A 15,889-nucleotide genomic window follows, 5' to 3' on the forward strand; every position below is an offset into this window, starting at 1 on the left:
CCGGATGTTGAATCTGCTACGGGAACACAAACGTAAGATATTGATATTATTTGGTTTATCGTTTGTTGTTGGTGTGATGTATGTCGCTTATCTGGATTTCCAGATCCGGACTCAATTTGAAGGTAAACGCTGGGCGATTCCCGCTAAAGTATATGCCCGGCCATTAGAATTGTATCCCAAGGTAAGTTTAAATGCGGATCAGTTTGAAACTGAGTTGAAGGTTTTGGCTTATCGTCCGTCGATGAACCCTGATGCGCCGGGCAGTTATTTTCGTAATGGCAATCACTTTCGGGTAATTACGCGAGCATTCACCTTTTGGGATGGCAGTGAACCTTCTTTGCCTCTGCGTCTGAATTTTGGGCGTAACCAGTTGGAAAGTCTGTACAACGCCAATTCGGGTTTGGATTTACCTATTGCCCGATTGGATCCCGGTATTATCGGTCGAATTTACCCCAGCCACACAGAAGATCGCGTTTTGCTCAAACGCGAGGAATTGCCTGATGTCTTAGTGCAGACACTAATTGCGGTGGAAGACCGGGATTTTTATAGTCATTTAGGTATTTCTCCCAAAGGGATTGCGCGGGCGTTGTGGGCCAATATTCGTGCCGGTGCAACGGTCCAAGGCGGCAGTACATTAACCCAACAATTGGTGAAAAACTTTTTTTTGAGCAGTGAGCGTTCCCTGGTTCGCAAAATTAACGAGGCCATTATGTCCTTGTTACTGGAAATACATTACGACAAGGACGAAATTCTCGAGGCCTACGCCAACGAAATATTTTTGGGGCAGGATGGACGTCGTTCTATTCACGGTTTTGGTCTGGCCAGCTATTTTTATTTTGAGAAGCCATTGCATTTATTACGGCCGGACCAGTTAGCGTTGATGGTGGCTATGGTCAAAGGGCCGTCTTATTACTCACCCCGCAGGCAGGAAAAGCGGGCACTGGCCCGCCGTGATCTGGTTTTGGATCTGATGATGCAACGCGGAATTATTGGTGCTGACACAGCCGAAGAGGCCAAAGAATTTCCGTTGGACGTGGTATCCCTGGCTAAGAGTAATATTACCTCCTATCCCGCATTTATGGATTTGGTGCGCAGACAACTGCGGCGCGACTATAAAGAGACCGATCTTAACTCTGAAGGTCTGCAAATATTCACCACATTGGACCCCTTGATTCAATTCGAAACTGAAAAAGCTCTGTCCCATCGAACGGAAATACTGGGTAAATGGAAGGATCTTCCCGGTTCCCGTTTGCAGGCGGCCAGTGTGATCGTTAGTGTGGATGGTGGTGAGGTATTGGCGGTCGTAGGGGGGCGCAACCCACAGTTTGCCGGTTTTAACCGAGCTTTGGATGCCGTGCGTCCTATAGGTTCACTGGTAAAACCCGCGGTATTTTTGACCGCGCTGAGTCAATCGCAAAAATATAACCCCGGCACCTTGTTGGATGATGGGCCAATGAAGCTGGATATGGGGGGCGGTACTTATTGGGAACCGCAAAATTTTGACAAGAAAACTCACGGTTGGGTGCCTGTGTATCAAGCTTTATCCCATTCATACAATTTGTCTACGGCTCGCCTGGGTTTGGATTTGGGTATACCTAATATCATCAAAACCATGAACAAGATGGGAGTACAAAGAGACTTACCCAATTATCCATCCCTGCTGTTAGGGGCTGCGGCCTTATCGCCTATTGAAGTGGTGCAGATGTACCATACACTGGCCTCCGGCGGTTTTCGAACACCGGTGCGCGCAATACGTGAAGTGTTGACTGCAAAAGGCAATCCACTGCAACGTTATCCCTGGTCTGTGGAGAAAGTTTTGGAACCCCAGCCGGTTTATTTGCTCAATTCCATCATGCAATACACCACCCGTGCAGGAACCGGAAGGGCAGTCTATAAATATGTGAGGGAGTCTGTGAGTATTGCCTCAAAAACGGGCACCAGTAATGATTTGCGCGATAGTTGGTTTGTTGGCTTTACCGGAGACAAGCTGGGAGTGGTCTGGATGGGGATGGATGACAATCAGCCGGCCGGGTTAACCGGGTCTCAGGGTGCTCTGCGGGTATGGGCCGATATTTTTAAGTCCATTAATACCGAGTCACCTATCCATACAGTCCCCGAAAACGTGGAATACATATCGGGTGGATGTGGGCATACTGTACGCTTACCGTTTATAAAAGATACGGTGAACGAGGAATTTACCGACTGTGACAGGGTCAAAGAAACACGTGACCAGGAAACACTGGCCGCATCACAGCAGCAGGAACAGCAATGAATCGGAAAAAATGTTTTAAATCCCTAGGAATTTCTCTGCTTGGGCTTACCTTGGTTGGTTTGCAAGCATGTACCATGACAGCCACCACAGAGCATGGCACCACAGGTTTAAATGACGGCATTCGAGTGGATGATGAGGGAGTGAGCATAGACCCTTTTTACCGTGTAGACGAAGGACAGGAGCAAAACGTGGATTTGGCTCCGGAGATTTCTTCCAACCCCACCAGTGGTACGGTTCTGGCTTTACTGAGCCAGGCAAAAACCGAGGAACGGGCGGGAAATTCTGAGCGCGCTGCCGCCGTACTGGAGCGGGCTTTGCGCATTGAGCCGCGCAATGCCCAGTTGTGGTATCGCTTGGCTTTATTGCGCTTACAACAGGGGAAATTGGATATGGCCCGAAGTTTAGCGTCTAAATCCACTGCATTGGCACCCAATGACCGTTTGTTAAAAACCCAAAATCAAACCATAATTAACCAGGTCAATATGTTGCAAGGGCGCTAAGGTAGAATTACATGTAACTACGTGTTTTATATAGGAAAATATTCATGGATGTGTATGACGTAGATAAACTGATGCAGCAGGCGCGAAAGTTGGCAACGCAATATCGCCAGGCAACCGGTAAGCCCCTGGGTATCAGCAATGAAATCGCCGTCCATGATGTAGTCAGGCTGATGAATCTGCAGCCGGTTGTGGATGCCAGTGAGTCTACCGGTTTCGATGCTATCGGGTCCGGTACCCGCCTGGGTAAGAAAATCCAAATCAAAGGCCGTTCAATATCCGGTCAACCCAAGCCCAATCAGCGCGTGGGACAAATCAAACTGGAGCAGGACTGGGACTCTGTCATGCTGATTCTGATGAACGATAACTATGAACCCCTGCAAATTTATGAGGCTGATCGCGCTGAAATCGAAGACGCGGTGAAAAGCAGTAGTGCGAAACGCCGTAATCGCGGTGCTCTGTCTGTCGCTCGTTTTATGAAAATCGGTAGCCTGGTGTGGAGTTGTGATGCGATCAGCGGCGAAGACACAGAAAAATCCGTTAAGTCTGCCTGAGTTTCTAAACTTTCCAGTACATTTCCGTGTAAAATAGCGGTTTTGCCGGAAAATCAACCCGACGCTATGGTATCCGTACATGATTTGCTGGGTTCGCAAGGGCCGTTTGCCAACTGCCAATCCGATTTTGCAGCTCGGCCTGCACAACAGGAAATGGCCCAACTCATCAATGAGATTCTGGAAACTCACGGTACTCTAGTCGCCGAAGCGGGTACCGGGACCGGCAAAACTTTTGCCTATCTGGTTCCCGCCTTGTTGAAAGCCCAGTCTGGTGAGTACAAAGTGATCATTTCTACCGGCACTCGCAATTTGCAGGATCAACTCTATTATCGTGACTTACCTTTAGTGAAAAAAGCATTAGGGGTTGGGGTGAAAACCGCGCTGTTGAAAGGTCGCGCCAACTACCTGTGTCATTATCGTTACGATCAGCAACAGCGCCAGGGCCGTCTGAGTTTACAACAATTGCAGGATTTTAAAGCCATATCCCAGTGGTTGCCTCGAACCGTCCGCGGAGACATAGCCGAGGTCAGTGGGGTACCTGAAGATGCGGCGGTGTGGCCCTTAGTGACCTCCAACGTTGATAATTGTCTAGGCTCCGACTGCCCCAATTTAAGTGACTGCTTTGTGGCTAAGGCACGTCGCAGCGCGCAGGATGCGGACTTGGTCGTGGTTAATCATCATTTATTTTTTGCAGATATGGCTTTGCGAGACGAGGGGTTCGGCGAAGTATTGCCGGGTGCCAATGCGTTTATTTTTGACGAAGCCCATCATTTGCCGGAAACAGCGAGTCGGTTTTTTGGCAGTAATGTCAGTGGTCGCCAACTGCTGGAGTTAACCAAAGACACTCGGGCGGAAATGTTAGAGGAAGCAGCCGATGTCGCGGAGATTCATGACATTTGTGATGCGGTAGATAAGTCCGTGAAAGATTTGCGTCTCAGTCTGGGAGATGTGGGGCAGCGTATTGCCTGGACCCAGAAACAGAATGAGGAAGTCCAGGAGTGTTTTGAACAGCTATTGTTTCATTGCGAAGCGCTGGAAGACTGCTTAAAGGAAGCCTCGGTGCGCAGTGGCGGCATTGATAATTGCCGCCGCCGGGCACAGGAATTACTGTATGGCTTGAGTCAGTTTCAATCCGAGCAAGAAAATCCAAGCGACGAAGTGGTGTGGTGTGAAACCCATCAAAGCAGTTTTACGCTGCACAAAACACCGACCCGGGTGGCAGAACAGTTTAGTGCCTACATGCAAAGCCAGCCGGGTGCCTGGATTTTTACCTCGGCCACGCTATCTGTAGCCGGAAATTTCAGCCATTTTCAGCAAGCGCTGGGGTTGGAATCATCACAGGTACATAGTTGGGAAAGTCCTTTTGATTTTACCCGACAGGCTTTGCTGTATATTCCCGAGGAACTTCCCGAACCCAATACACCGCAGCACCTGGATGCAGTGGCCTGTCTGGCTCGCCAAGTGATTGGGTATAGTCAAGGTCGGGCTTTCATTCTAGTGACCAGCTACAGAGCCTTGAACCAGATTGCAGCGCAGCTGAAAGATATTGATTACCCTTTACTGGTGCAAGGGGAACAATCGCGGGGAGAGTTGTTGCATTCCTTTCGACGCCAAGGAAACGCTGTGCTTATTGGTACCTCCAGTTTTTGGGAAGGTGTGGACGTCAAAGGTGAGGCTTTGTCATGTGTTATCATTGATAAATTACCCTTTGCTGCGCCGGACGACCCCGTATTACAGGCCCGAATTGACACCTTGCAGCAACAAGGACGTAATCCTTTCATGGAAATTCAATTGCCCCGTGCGGTTATAGGTTTAAAACAAGGCGTAGGGCGCTTGATTCGGGATCAAAGCGATACCGGTGCTCTGGTTATATGTGATCCGCGGATGATCAGTAAAAGTTACGGTCGCGTGTTCTTAGACAGCCTGCCTGCCATGACCAAAACCCGCAAACTGGAGCGGCTGGAGCGATTTTTTCAGTATTGCAAAACCCGGCAAACCGTTGCTGAACAATCTGAAAATCCACAGGAGTCTTAGCGTTATCATGAAAATACTGGCCTTGGATACGTCAACGGAAGCCTGTTCGGCTGCTTTGTACCTTGACGGTGAAATTTTGGAGCAATACCGATTGGCTCCGCGGGAACATTCTCAGCTTGTTTTGGGGATGTGTGAGGCGCTATTGGCTGAGGCCCAAATCCGTTTGCCTCAGCTGGATGCAGTGGCATTTGGTCGCGGCCCCGGCTCTTTTGTGGGCGTGCGTATTGCTACAGGCATTATTCAAGGCATGGCATATGCTACAGATTTACCGGTGGTACCGGTTTCCTCTCTTGCAGCACTGGCTCATGGCAGCGGCCGGACTCACGTGATTGCGGCTATTGATGCTCGAATGGAGGAAGTTTATTACGCTTACTACCATTGTGGGGAGGACAGTGCCACGGCATTGAGCGAAGAGGGTGTTTGCCCTGCGGGGAAACTGCCGTTACCGCCTGAGCACCGGGATTGGTTCGGCATAGGTTCCGGCTGGCAAAGCTATTCGCATGAATTACAAGCACGAACCGGTACTGAGTTCTGGGTTGAAGCTTTTCCTCGAGCAGCCAGTGTGGCTGCCCTGGCGATAGGCCAAGTGCGTTTAGGCCATACGGTAGATGCGGCAGCTGCATTACCCGTGTATATACGTGACCAAGTCGCGAAACCGCAACGAAAGTGAGTATTATCATGCCATTGAGCAAGAAACCAGCGTGGAAAACAATAGCGCTGTTGTTGATCGGGAGTATTATTCAGTTGGGTTGCGGCGGAAATGCCTTGAAACAAAGTCGTTTCGGCACGCCGCTTAGCAAGAATGACATCACCGATTCGATTGCTTCAGCCGCATTACCCGAACACGTGGACCTGAGCGGTAAGAGCATGTCTGAATTGGACTTGTCATTTATACAATTGCGTAAGGCCAATTTGTCCCAATCCTACTTAGTGGGTACTACTCTGGAACGCAGCAATTTGGAATATGCCAATCTGGAAGCAGCGAATCTCACCAATGCCAGATTAGTCTCTGCCGGTTTGGCCGGAGTGAATTTGAAAAACGCCAATCTGAGTGGGGCGGACTTAACCGGGGCTGTATTGGATGGAGCGGATTTAAGCGGTGCCAATTTGCAGGGCGCTAAACTGGACAGAACTACCCTGAGAAACATAAATTTGGCCGGTGCTAACTTGCGTGAAGTCAGTATGACCCAGGTCTTTTTGGGTGAGAGTAATCTTTCCAACTTGGATTTACGCGGTATCAATTTTCATAAATCCGATTTGAGTAACGCCATTCTGGTAGGGACTAACCTGGAAGGTACCGACCTCAGAGGGGTGGTTTTCAATAGTGCCGATTTGTCTCGGGCTAAATTGAGTCAGGCGATTTTGGTGGGAGCTGATATGCGTCAGGCCCACATGTACAATGCCACTATGGTTCGGGCCAATATGGAGCGTGTGGATTTGCGAGGGGCTAATGTATTTGCTTCTAACTTTACCGAGGCCAATTTGCGTCATGCAAAAATGCGGGGAGCCACAGTGGATGAGGCTAATTTTTTCGAAGCGGATTTGAGCAAGAGCAATATGCAAGGTGTCAGTGCCAAACACGCCCATTTTGAATGGTCCGTTCTGAACGAAGCCAACTTGAGAGAAGTCGACTTTTCCAACAGTAATCTCAGTCATGCCAAATTGAGAGATGCAGATTTGTATAAGGCCAATTTCTGGTTTTGTGTGTTATTGAGTGCGGATTTGCGTGGAGCGGACATGCGTCGGGTGGAGTTTACCCGGGCTACCATAAGTGGTGCGAATCTTGAAGGAGCCAATCTTCAGGGCGCCAAAAACATGAACCAGAGTATTGGTCTGGACAGGGCTATAAATTTGGAAAAGGCCCTGCTTTCCGTAGAGGATTGGAGATAGCGGCAAAAACGGTTGAACGCAATAACCTCGGAGATAATGTGACAGGGATAGCATTTTTTGCAGTTAAAGTTTGCAATGTTTTAACATTACGGCCGATACAAAGGTAGAATGTTAATAATAATGTAACAATATCCCATTCCATTAGAATAACGTTGATGAGTGCAGAATTTTCAGGTATTGGCGGGAGAAACTTTCCTTCCCGTCCCCACAAGTTAGCCGTCAGTCGGGTAAATCAGCCGGCTGCCGTGGGTTATGGTCAGGAAAAACCCCAGGCGCGCGCCCAAAGCTCCCAACAAAGAACAAGAACCCAAGCCTATGTGCAAACGGCTCAAATGGAATATACCCAGGATCGTGCTCAGTTCCAGCGCCTGGGAGGCGAGATGGCTTTACAGGCCAAAAATGCCATATCCGCTTACCAAAGCACCCAATATGCCGAGGAACGCATGCAGTTCACGACGGCCCTGGGAGTGGATGAGTACGTTTGAGCCGTTTGAACTAACTCAATAAGACGATAAAAAACTCAATAAAAAAGCGCGCCGAGGCGCGCTTTTTTTTGCTCTTTGTTTATTACCTTAGAAGCGAAATCCGAATTTTGCCGTACTGGTGGTATTTTCACCGGTTTTATCAATTTCCGCAGCCAGGTTAAACAGGCCCATATTGAAGTTCAAACCTACAAACACTTTGGTTAAATCAACGGTTTCCTTGGCAAACAGATCAGAATCTCCGGTGATGCGCACTTTACCCACACCGGCAAACGGCGTGGCCATGAGAAAGCCCTTGGAAATGGCGATTTCCAGTCCCATAGAGCTCAGATCCAGATGATCCACACCGCTAAGTACAGAGTAGGTCCCACGCAGGCCCAGTGCCGGCATCAAGGTACCGCCTTCAAGCAGCTCAAATCGCAGTTCTGCCCCCATGTTTTGCACATTACCGCTGGGATCTTTGGTCAATGAAGCACCCACATCCAGGCCAAACGGCAGGCCTTTATGGGCATGGACTTTGGCCAGGTATAAGTTGGTACCAAATTGATTACCGGTGGCACGTTTTAAACCCTGAGTACCCATTTCGGTTTGCGAAAATTCAATGGCCACATCAATACCTAACAACCCCATGGATTCCGCCGGAGCCACGGCTTTATAACTTAAGGCTGCACCCAACTCCTCAACCAGGTCCTGAAATAATGCTTGATCCATTAAACCTAAGTTTGCAGCCAAATCTATAGTGCTTTTACCGGCAAAGCAGGGCGATGACACAAAAGCGAATGACAGAGCAATCGGCAGTAATTTTTTCATGCGATTTTCCTTACCTATTCAGTCGGCACTCGTTTGTGCCAATGTCGTGAGTATGAAATGTAACGTTTAGTATAGACCGTATTTGCAAGAGCGATGCCCAACAGTCTATTTCGCTTAAGATTTCTATCGGCCGGCAGCTTTATTTAGTGAGGATCAACCGGGGGGAATTGTAAAAACTGAGAACTGGGTCTTAGCGTTTGCTTAATGATTGTACAATTCGGCGATAGCTTTGATAGCGCTGCTTATGAATTTTCCCGCAGTCCACCGCATTCATGATAGCGCAACCGGGTTCATTAAGATGGGTGCAGTTGTTAAATTTGCACTGTCCTAGAAACGATTCGAAATCAATAAAGCCCAGGCTGATGCGGTCCTGTGCCACATGGCCCAGGCCAAATTCGCGAATTCCGGGAGAATCTATGATGGAGCCACCACTGGGTAATTGATACAAGCGGGTAACGGAGGTGGTGTGTTTACCCAATCCGGAGGCGACAGATAAATCACCAATGCGTATATCATTATCCGGTAATAGGGTTTGGATCAAGGACGATTTGCCCACTCCCGATTGACCGACGAATATACTGGTTTTATCCGCCAAGCTTTCCCATAAGGCCTGTAAGCCGTCTTTTTGTTTGGTGCTGACGAAACAGACGTCATAACCAATGTCAACGTACAGCGCCAGTTCCTGGCGCAGATGCTCTTGTTCCGATGGGTTCAGAAGATCGATTTTGTTAAACAGAAGCAGTGGTTCAATGTCGGTTAAGCGAGCGGCAATGAGATAGCGATTAATCAGATCCAGGTCAAACTCGGGAACCGGTGCCGCCACTACCACAATCAAATCCACATTGGCGGCGATGGGCTTGAGTTGTTTATTGTATGCCGGTCGCGCCAGCAGTGTGTGGCGTTCCTGCAAAGCGGTGATAACGCCCACGTCCTGGCCGCTGGATTGCCAGAAGACACGGTCGCCGCACACCAGTTTAGGCAGGTTCTTCCGACTGAGGCAGTGGTGGTGTTTATGTTCCTGGTCCACTACATCAAAATTGGCGCCATAGTGAGCTACAATAAGGCCGGTTTGTTGCGGCCCCAATTCACTGCTATTGAGTATTTGTTCGGTTTTTTCCTGTACCCGGGCATCACGTCGGGCTTTGTCCTGCTCTACTTGTTTTTGTCGCCAGCGTTCGCGTCTGCCGGGGGTTTTAGAACTCATACTACCGAAAGCCTGTACATGCCGTCGCCTTATGCCTGTAATAGTGCATCCACTTTAGCTGCACAAATAAAGTCGTTGTCTGATAAACCGCCAATGGCATGGGTGCTGTAACGGACCAGACAGCGATTGTAACTGACTTCCAAGTCCGGGTGATGGTCCTGCTGGTGAGCCATCCATGCCACCGCATTGACGAATGCCATGGTCTGATAGTAATTCTTGAATTTAAAGGTCCGTTGGATTTCCTGTTTATCCGCGATAAATTCCCACTCAGGAATTTGTGGCATTAAGTTGTCGATCTCGGTGCTGTCCAGCGGTTTCACACCGCCTTCGCAGGGTTTACAGTTTTTTTGGGTCAGATCACAAACTTGGGTTTCACTCATGCTCAATCCTTGATGAATTTATAAAACTGTTTGTTCAGATAATCGGTCACAGCGGCTAATTGCGCGGCGTTGAATCCGGACTGTACCTGTGCATCACAGAATTTCACTCTGTTTGCGAGGTCTGAATAAACGTGGACGATACGATTGGGACGATTATGGATACGTGTATCATGACAACCCATACAATGTTCCTGATACAATTTTTCCCCATCCGGAGTGTCACCGGCTGCTGCTGTGCCACCGGCCCAAACGATGAGAATTACAGCAAAACTTATTAAGGTATATCGGTGTTTCATCTGTGGTTACTCCTGATAGCTCCTAACCAATAACGCCAACTTGAAACTCCTGATAATCGCAGGTTTCCCATTGCGCAGTAAGGGGTTTGTTGTCAATAGTTTGGGATCTATAGTTTTAGGCATGGTGCCTGATATAATACTCGATTTTCCAAAACACTGAATGTTTTTATTCACTTTGTTACTATAGTTAGTCAGTGACGTGCCGTAAATGGGTCTGTAACAAAAGTGTCTAATATCAAACAGAGGTAAGCATGGCGAAACAGGACAGTAATCTCATTTGGATCGACCTGGAAATGACGGGTCTGGATACCCAAATGGACAGTATTATCGAAATTGCGACCATTGTTACAGACAGTGAACTCAACATCCTGGCGGAAGGACCGGTTTTGGCCATTCATCAGAGTGATGCCATACTCGGTGGCATGGATGAATGGAACACCCGCCAACACAGTAAATCGGGTCTGATTGACCGGGTTAAAACCAGCGCTATTGACGAGGCGGAAGCCGAGGCACAAACCATCGCTTTTCTGAGTGAGCATATTGATAAAGGTAAATCGCCTATGTGCGGTAACAGCATTTGTCAGGACCGACGTTTTCTGGCGCGCTGTATGCCCGAACTGGAGGCGTATTTTCATTATCGTAATTTGGATGTGAGCACCTTGAAAGAGTTGGTCAGTCGCTGGGCTCCCGATGTCGCCAAAACATTGACCAAAAAAGGTGCGCATCTGGCATTGGATGATATTCGCGATTCTATCGAAGAATTGCAGCACTATCGCAAAAACTTTATTAAAGTGTAAACACGATTTTTGCAAGTTGCCGCATCGATGCGGCTGAGTAAAAATGTAAAAGATACGCCTGAACCTTGCAACAGAGCAAAACTTGTTTGATTCTTACTGTTCCCACTTGACAGTTTCAAAGACTCAGCGCACACTTAGCCCATGAGATTTCTGAGCACCCTTATGCTGACTAAGAAAGCGAATCGGATCCGCCGTATTCTGTGGAGCCCGCTCGCGTGGCGTGAGGAAATCATGAAGCATTAACTGCAGTGAACAATGAATTTCAAAAAGGCCGCGGACCGAAAGATCCACGGCCTTTTTTTTTACCCGGTTTCAACGCATGGTTTTAAACATGCAGACCGGAAAACCAGCCTTAAAACATGAGGATACTGATATGTCTGTTCCTGCCGCCTATTTGGGGGTGATTATAATTTGGTCCACAACACCCTTAGCCATTCAATGGAGCAGTCAGGGTTGGGGATTTGTATTTGGTGCCGCAGGCCGTATGTTGATTGGGATGGTTTTCTGCCTGAGTCTGCTGGTGCTGATCAACAAAAAACTATCCTGGCAGCGTCAGGCCCGTTGGACCTATGTGGCGGCGGGTTCAGGCATCTATGGCGCCATGCTGTGTGTTTATTGGGGCGCACAATACATTCCCTCTGGGTTGGTGGCAACCGTATTTGGATTAACACCGGTGGTCACCGGTGTTTTGGCGGCATTGATTTTGAAGGAGTCCTTTGGTGTCACGAAGTTACTGGGAGCCTTGTTGGGGATTACCGGCTTGTTCATTATTTTCCAGTCCGATATAAGTTTGAGTAACGATGTATGGAAAGGAGTGTGCGGTATCTTGATGGCGGTTTTTCTGCATGCGGGTAGTGCGGTATGGATGAAAAACATCGATGCCCAACTACCGGCCTTAAGCATCACGGCCGGCGGTCTGCTGTTTGCGGTGCCCTTGTATTTGCTCACTTGGTGGATTGTTGACGGTTCCCTGCACATGGATTATTTGGCCAGTACAGCTGCGTTGAAAACCGGAGCTGCTTTGATGTACTTGGGCGTGTTCGGAACAGTCATTGGTTTTTCTTTGTATTTTTATGTGCTTAAAAATATAGAGGCTAACAAAGTGGCCTTAATCACTTTGGTGACCCCCGTGCTAGCCTTGCTTATTGGGCATTTACTAAATGATGAACCGGTTTTGCTCAGTGTATGGCTGGGGGCCGCCTGTATTATTCTGGCGATCAGTGTGTACCAGTGGGGTGAGCAGGCACACCGGCTGGTGGACGTGTTCTCCAAGAGTTCGTAACGGTGCTGTAGCGGCTTAGGCGGAAAAGTTGTGTTTCACCTGGGTTGTCGTGAGAGTGTCAACCGGTTGCGGTTTGTTGATGGCATGGCCCTGGGCGTAACTGATGCCCAGTTCCTTCAGGCACAGGGTCGTTTCCTTGTCTTCTACAAATTCCGCGATGGTTTGAATGCCCATCAAATCAGCAACTGCGTGAATGGAGGATACCATAGTACGGTCAACTTGGTTCTTGCAAATCTCTTTTATGAACATGCCGTCTATTTTCAGATAATCTACCTTGAGCTGTTTGAGGTAGGCAAAAGAACTCATGCCACTGCCGAAATCATCCAAGGAGAATTCAAAACCCAAGTCGCGCAACTGGAATATAAAATGTTCGGCATCCACCAGATTGTCTATGGCAGCAGTTTCGGTAATTTCAAAACAAATTTGCCACGCTTGTAAATTCCAGTGATGTAATTGTTCGATAATGTACGCAACAAACTCGCGATCGCAAATGGATTGTGCAGACAGATTGATGGCGCATTTAAAATCCGAGTTGACTAAGCCATTCATAGCGATAAATTGAAATACATTTTTCACCACCCAACGGTCGATCAGGGGCATCAGTTGAAAGCGTTCGGCAGCCGGTATGAACTCGCCGGGTCCGATAATTTTCCCGGAATCGTCACTCAGACGCAGAAGAAACTCATAAAACCCATGCTCACTTTCCTGCGTCAATGACATGATTTTCTGACAATAGAGCCGAAAGCGGTTTTTCTCCAACGCCTGATTGATCTTTTGCACCCATTGCATTTCGCCGCGGTGTTGCAACAGTAGAAAGTTATGTTGATCATAAACCTGGATGCGATTGCGCCCCAAGCGTTTTGCCAGATAGCAGGCGGAATCGGCTTCATTGAGGACTTCGTTGGAATTGTTGCTGGAGGCTCTGATGGCGGTAAGGCCGAAACTGGCACCAATGTCAAAACGGTTGTGACTCCACTGAAATTTGTACTGTTTCAATGCTTCCAGAGTCGAAGTCACGATGTCCATTGCTTTGCTTTCCGGGCATCCATGCAGCAATATGGCAAATTCATCACCACCCAGGCGGGCAAATGTATCATTATTCCGGAGTTTTTCATGGACAAGCATCGTGAACTGCTTCAATAGTTCGTCGCCGGCCAAATGACCGCAATTGTCATTGATAATTTTAAAATTATCCAAGTCAATGTAAACCAAGCTGTGTTCCAAATCATCTACCCGGGCATTGTCCAGGGCACGGCGCAAACGCACATCAAATTCACGTCGATTGATCAAGCCGGTGAGGGGGTCGTGAGTGGCCTGATGGTTTAACATGCGCGTGAGGTTGTGCATTTGAGTAACGTCATGCAAAACCAGCACACAACCCATTATTTGGTTGTCAAAATGTCGAATGGGCGCTGCGGTAACATCAATAATATACTCCGAGCCGTCTCGGGCGACCAAAACACAACTTTTTTCAACCACGGTATGCCCATTTCCGGCCAGGCATCGTTCTATGGGGTCTTTGATACGTAAGCGAGTCACCTGATTTTCAAGGCTTATACGATTGTGGTAATCCTTACCACAGAGTTCTGCGTTGTTTAGCCCAATAAGTGATTCTGCCGCTGCATTGACATATTCGATCACACCATCCGGACTGACCGTCAGTACAGCGTCACCAATCGCGGCCAAGGTTACCTGGGCACGTTCTTTCGCCTCAATCAGTTCCGATTCCGTCTGTTTTTGCCGAGTAACATCCTGCGCCGTTGCCGAGAGACCAATGACTGAGCCATTGCTATCGAACTGAATTTCACCTTCCTGGTGGATGATGTGGATTTTGTTTTGCTCCGTGATAATGGGGTGGTCAATACTTAATGCGGTTTTGTATTCAACGGCTTTGGCTATGGCTTGTTTAAACTGCTGTTGTTCTGCCGTGGGTATGCCTTGGATAAAGCTATCCATCGAAACATGATCACTTGGGTCAATCCCAAACATTTCGTAAAACGGGTCCGATCCGCTGATCAGATCAGAACGCAAATCCCAGGTCCAACTGCTCATGCGAGCAATGCGTTGTGCGTGATTGAGTTTTTTACGGTTATCACGCAGTGCATTTTCGGTATGACGCAAATGCGATAGATCCCGGATTCCACAAAGAATACTGGTGGGTTCTCCCGATTCATCTCTGACCACGCGAATAGTCACTTCGATGGGTTTTCCAATGGGGTTAGTGGGATCGTCCACTTCTTTGGTAAAAAAAGCATCACGCCGATCCAGGCGGGCCTGGCAACCGGGGCATGGGATTTTTTCCGGTTTTAAGTGGATCAGGGTTTTCACATCTTTACCCAGCACTTCTGCTTCAGGTTTACCAACTTGGCGGTAGAATGCTTTATTGGCACGAAGGACAATATCGTTGAGGTCCACCAGATACATGGGGTCTTCCAGAAAGTCCATGGCATAAGTCCATTGTGCTGCGGTTCTTTCCAGTTCGGTTCTATTGGATCGTATTTGGCGTAAAAGAAATGCTGTATAAATCAACAGGCTAATCAGAAACAGGCTCACAAGGGCGAAAGCCGCTTGTTCCAATGTGTGACCGTGACCGGTATCCACAGTGGTTTGCACAGCGGCCTGTAAGGATAGGGATACTGCGAGCAAACTGAGGCTGAGGATTAATCGCTTCATGCTGAACCACTAAAAATTTAAAGAACAAGAAAAAGGTTGCAAGACTGTGTCTTAGACGTTTTATCGTCGCAACTTATGTCTAACTTAACGTCTAATTTGAGCCGTTAAGGTTAACTTCAGGTTTGCCAAAGGCGTACACAAAGGAGGGTTATAGTATGCGGCGGGATTTCCAGTAAGCGTCACGCCAGTACGGGTTTTGCAGCTGTGAAATCATCACACCGCGTGAAGTTGATGCATGCATAAAGCGCCCATCCGCCAGGTAAATGCCCGCGTGACGGTCTTTTTTACTGGTCTTGAAAAATACCAAATCACCCGCGCGCAGTTCCTTGTCTGAGATTTGTTTACCACTTTGTGCCAGCAATTGGGTCGAACGGGGGACATCCAGGCCTAATGCGGTTTTCAATGCGGCGTGAATAAAGCCGGAGCAGTCGATACCGCGTTTGTCATTACCACCGTATTTATAGGGTACGCCTTCCCAAGAGGCATAGACGGTATTGAGTTTGTGTAAGACTTGGTTTTGTGACTTGTCCGGGATTGGATTCGCACCGGCGCTAGGTGCCAAAACCCGCGGCGGCTGACTCCCGCAGGCGCTGAGCCAAAATGCCGCACTGATCAGTACAGTAATAAAAGATATGTGTTTGATATTTTTGATGTATTTGGGTTTCATCATCATTCTCACGGCTTTTTTTACAGTTTGCATCAGAAACTGTATCGTCTA

General features: G+C 48.2%; 15 protein-coding genes. 9 read left to right on the forward strand and 6 right to left on the reverse strand.

Annotation, left to right across the window (positions count from 1 at the left end):
• Positions 1 to 4: 4 nt before the first annotated feature.
• The 7 genes from mrcB to OEY58_09275 all read left to right on the forward strand — a co-directional run bounded on the left by mrcB (position 5) and on the right by OEY58_09275 (position 7,732).
• A complete protein-coding gene (mrcB, locus tag OEY58_09245; GenBank protein ID MDH5325631.1) occupies positions 5 to 2,272 on the forward strand; it encodes a penicillin-binding protein 1B in 2,268 nt (755 codons plus the stop codon).
• A complete protein-coding gene (locus OEY58_09250) occupies positions 2,269 to 2,772 on the forward strand; it encodes a tetratricopeptide repeat protein (protein ID MDH5325632.1) in 504 nt (167 codons plus the stop codon). The genes mrcB and OEY58_09250 overlap by 4 nt, the downstream gene beginning before the upstream one ends.
• Positions 2,773 to 2,816: 44 nt before the next feature.
• A complete protein-coding gene (locus OEY58_09255; protein MDH5325633.1) occupies positions 2,817 to 3,323 on the forward strand; it encodes a hypothetical protein in 507 nt (168 codons plus the stop codon).
• A 66-nt stretch (positions 3,324 to 3,389) separates the two neighbouring features.
• On the forward strand, positions 3,390 to 5,357 hold the full coding sequence (locus OEY58_09260) for an ATP-dependent DNA helicase (GenBank protein ID MDH5325634.1): 1,968 nt from the start codon (positions 3,390 to 3,392) through the stop codon (positions 5,355 to 5,357).
• 7 nt (positions 5,358 to 5,364) lie between these two features.
• Positions 5,365 to 6,027 carry a tRNA (adenosine(37)-N6)-threonylcarbamoyltransferase complex dimerization subunit type 1 TsaB gene (gene tsaB / locus OEY58_09265; GenBank protein MDH5325635.1) on the forward strand — a complete coding sequence of 221 codons (663 nt, stop codon included), beginning with the start codon at positions 5,365 to 5,367 and terminating at the stop codon, positions 6,025 to 6,027.
• 8 nt (positions 6,028 to 6,035) lie between these two features.
• On the forward strand, positions 6,036 to 7,247 hold the full coding sequence (locus OEY58_09270) for a pentapeptide repeat-containing protein (GenBank protein ID MDH5325636.1): 1,212 nt from the start codon (positions 6,036 to 6,038) through the stop codon (positions 7,245 to 7,247).
• 155 nt (positions 7,248 to 7,402) lie between these two features.
• Positions 7,403 to 7,732, forward strand: a complete 330-nt coding sequence (locus tag OEY58_09275) for a hypothetical protein (protein MDH5325637.1) — start codon at positions 7,403 to 7,405, stop codon at positions 7,730 to 7,732.
• 87 nt (positions 7,733 to 7,819) lie between these two features.
• Here OEY58_09275 and OEY58_09280 read toward each other — a convergent pair whose 3' ends face one another.
• From OEY58_09280 to OEY58_09295, 4 genes are all read right to left on the reverse strand, one after another.
• Positions 7,820 to 8,539 (reverse strand): hypothetical protein, encoded by a 720-nt coding sequence (locus tag OEY58_09280; GenBank protein MDH5325638.1) that lies wholly within the window; start codon positions 8,537 to 8,539, stop codon positions 7,820 to 7,822.
• A gap of 190 nt (positions 8,540 to 8,729) precedes the next feature.
• Complete coding sequence (gene rsgA, locus OEY58_09285) at positions 8,730 to 9,743, reverse strand: small ribosomal subunit biogenesis GTPase RsgA (protein ID MDH5325639.1); 1,014 nt, start codon at positions 9,741 to 9,743, stop codon at positions 8,730 to 8,732.
• Positions 9,744 to 9,772: 29 nt separating this feature from the next.
• Entirely contained in the window at positions 9,773 to 10,123 is a 351-nt protein-coding gene (locus OEY58_09290) for a 4a-hydroxytetrahydrobiopterin dehydratase (GenBank protein MDH5325640.1), read from the reverse strand.
• 2 nt (positions 10,124 to 10,125) lie between these two features.
• Positions 10,126 to 10,419, reverse strand: a complete 294-nt coding sequence (locus tag OEY58_09295) for a hypothetical protein (GenBank protein MDH5325641.1) — start codon at positions 10,417 to 10,419, stop codon at positions 10,126 to 10,128.
• A gap of 251 nt (positions 10,420 to 10,670) precedes the next feature.
• On the opposite strand from OEY58_09295, the gene orn reads away from it, so the two are divergent.
• Together orn and OEY58_09305 are read left to right on the forward strand one after the other, a co-directional pair.
• Entirely contained in the window at positions 10,671 to 11,216 is a 546-nt protein-coding gene (orn, locus tag OEY58_09300) for an oligoribonuclease (protein MDH5325642.1), read from the forward strand.
• A gap of 373 nt (positions 11,217 to 11,589) precedes the next feature.
• Positions 11,590 to 12,498, forward strand: a complete 909-nt coding sequence (locus tag OEY58_09305; protein ID MDH5325643.1) for a DMT family transporter — start codon at positions 11,590 to 11,592, stop codon at positions 12,496 to 12,498.
• A 15-nt stretch (positions 12,499 to 12,513) separates the two neighbouring features.
• Here OEY58_09305 and OEY58_09310 read toward each other — a convergent pair whose 3' ends face one another.
• Positions 12,514 to 15,171 carry an EAL domain-containing protein gene (locus OEY58_09310; GenBank protein ID MDH5325644.1) on the reverse strand — a complete coding sequence of 886 codons (2,658 nt, stop codon included), beginning with the start codon at positions 15,169 to 15,171 and terminating at the stop codon, positions 12,514 to 12,516.
• Between the two features lie 148 nt (positions 15,172 to 15,319).
• The gene (locus tag OEY58_09315) at positions 15,320 to 15,871 is read right to left on the reverse strand and encodes an NlpC/P60 family protein (GenBank protein MDH5325645.1); all 552 of its coding nucleotides are present in this window, start codon (positions 15,869 to 15,871) and stop codon (positions 15,320 to 15,322) included.
• Between the last annotated feature and the right edge of the window lie 18 nt (positions 15,872 to 15,889).

The sequence above is a fragment of the Gammaproteobacteria bacterium genome (assembly GCA_029882975.1).
Taxonomy (GTDB): domain Bacteria; phylum Pseudomonadota; class Gammaproteobacteria; order SZUA-152; family SZUA-152; genus JAJDNG01.

Bases quoted from the DNA above. Each gene is read 5' to 3' on its own strand.
- mrcB (MDH5325631.1), top strand. From the start codon at position 5: ATGTTGAATCTGCTACGGGAACACAAACGTAAGATATTGATATTATTT.
- OEY58_09250 (MDH5325632.1), top strand. From the start codon at position 2,269: ATGAATCGGAAAAAATGTTTTAAATCCCTAGGAATTTCTCTGCTTGGG.
- OEY58_09255 (MDH5325633.1), top strand. From the start codon at position 2,817: ATGGATGTGTATGACGTAGATAAACTGATGCAGCAGGCGCGAAAGTTG.
- OEY58_09260 (MDH5325634.1), top strand. From the start codon at position 3,390: ATGGTATCCGTACATGATTTGCTGGGTTCGCAAGGGCCGTTTGCCAAC.
- tsaB (MDH5325635.1), top strand. From the start codon at position 5,365: ATGAAAATACTGGCCTTGGATACGTCAACGGAAGCCTGTTCGGCTGCT.
- OEY58_09270 (MDH5325636.1), top strand. From the start codon at position 6,036: ATGCCATTGAGCAAGAAACCAGCGTGGAAAACAATAGCGCTGTTGTTG.
- OEY58_09275 (MDH5325637.1), top strand. From the start codon at position 7,403: ATGAGTGCAGAATTTTCAGGTATTGGCGGGAGAAACTTTCCTTCCCGT.
- OEY58_09280 (MDH5325638.1), bottom strand. From the start codon at position 8,539: ATGAAAAAATTACTGCCGATTGCTCTGTCATTCGCTTTTGTGTCATCG.
- rsgA (MDH5325639.1), bottom strand. From the start codon at position 9,743: ATGAGTTCTAAAACCCCCGGCAGACGCGAACGCTGGCGACAAAAACAA.
- OEY58_09290 (MDH5325640.1), bottom strand. From the start codon at position 10,123: ATGAGTGAAACCCAAGTTTGTGATCTGACCCAAAAAAACTGTAAACCC.
- OEY58_09295 (MDH5325641.1), bottom strand. From the start codon at position 10,419: ATGAAACACCGATATACCTTAATAAGTTTTGCTGTAATTCTCATCGTT.
- orn (MDH5325642.1), top strand. From the start codon at position 10,671: ATGGCGAAACAGGACAGTAATCTCATTTGGATCGACCTGGAAATGACG.
- OEY58_09305 (MDH5325643.1), top strand. From the start codon at position 11,590: ATGTCTGTTCCTGCCGCCTATTTGGGGGTGATTATAATTTGGTCCACA.
- OEY58_09310 (MDH5325644.1), bottom strand. From the start codon at position 15,171: ATGAAGCGATTAATCCTCAGCCTCAGTTTGCTCGCAGTATCCCTATCC.
- OEY58_09315 (MDH5325645.1), bottom strand. From the start codon at position 15,871: ATGCAAACTGTAAAAAAAGCCGTGAGAATGATGATGAAACCCAAATAC.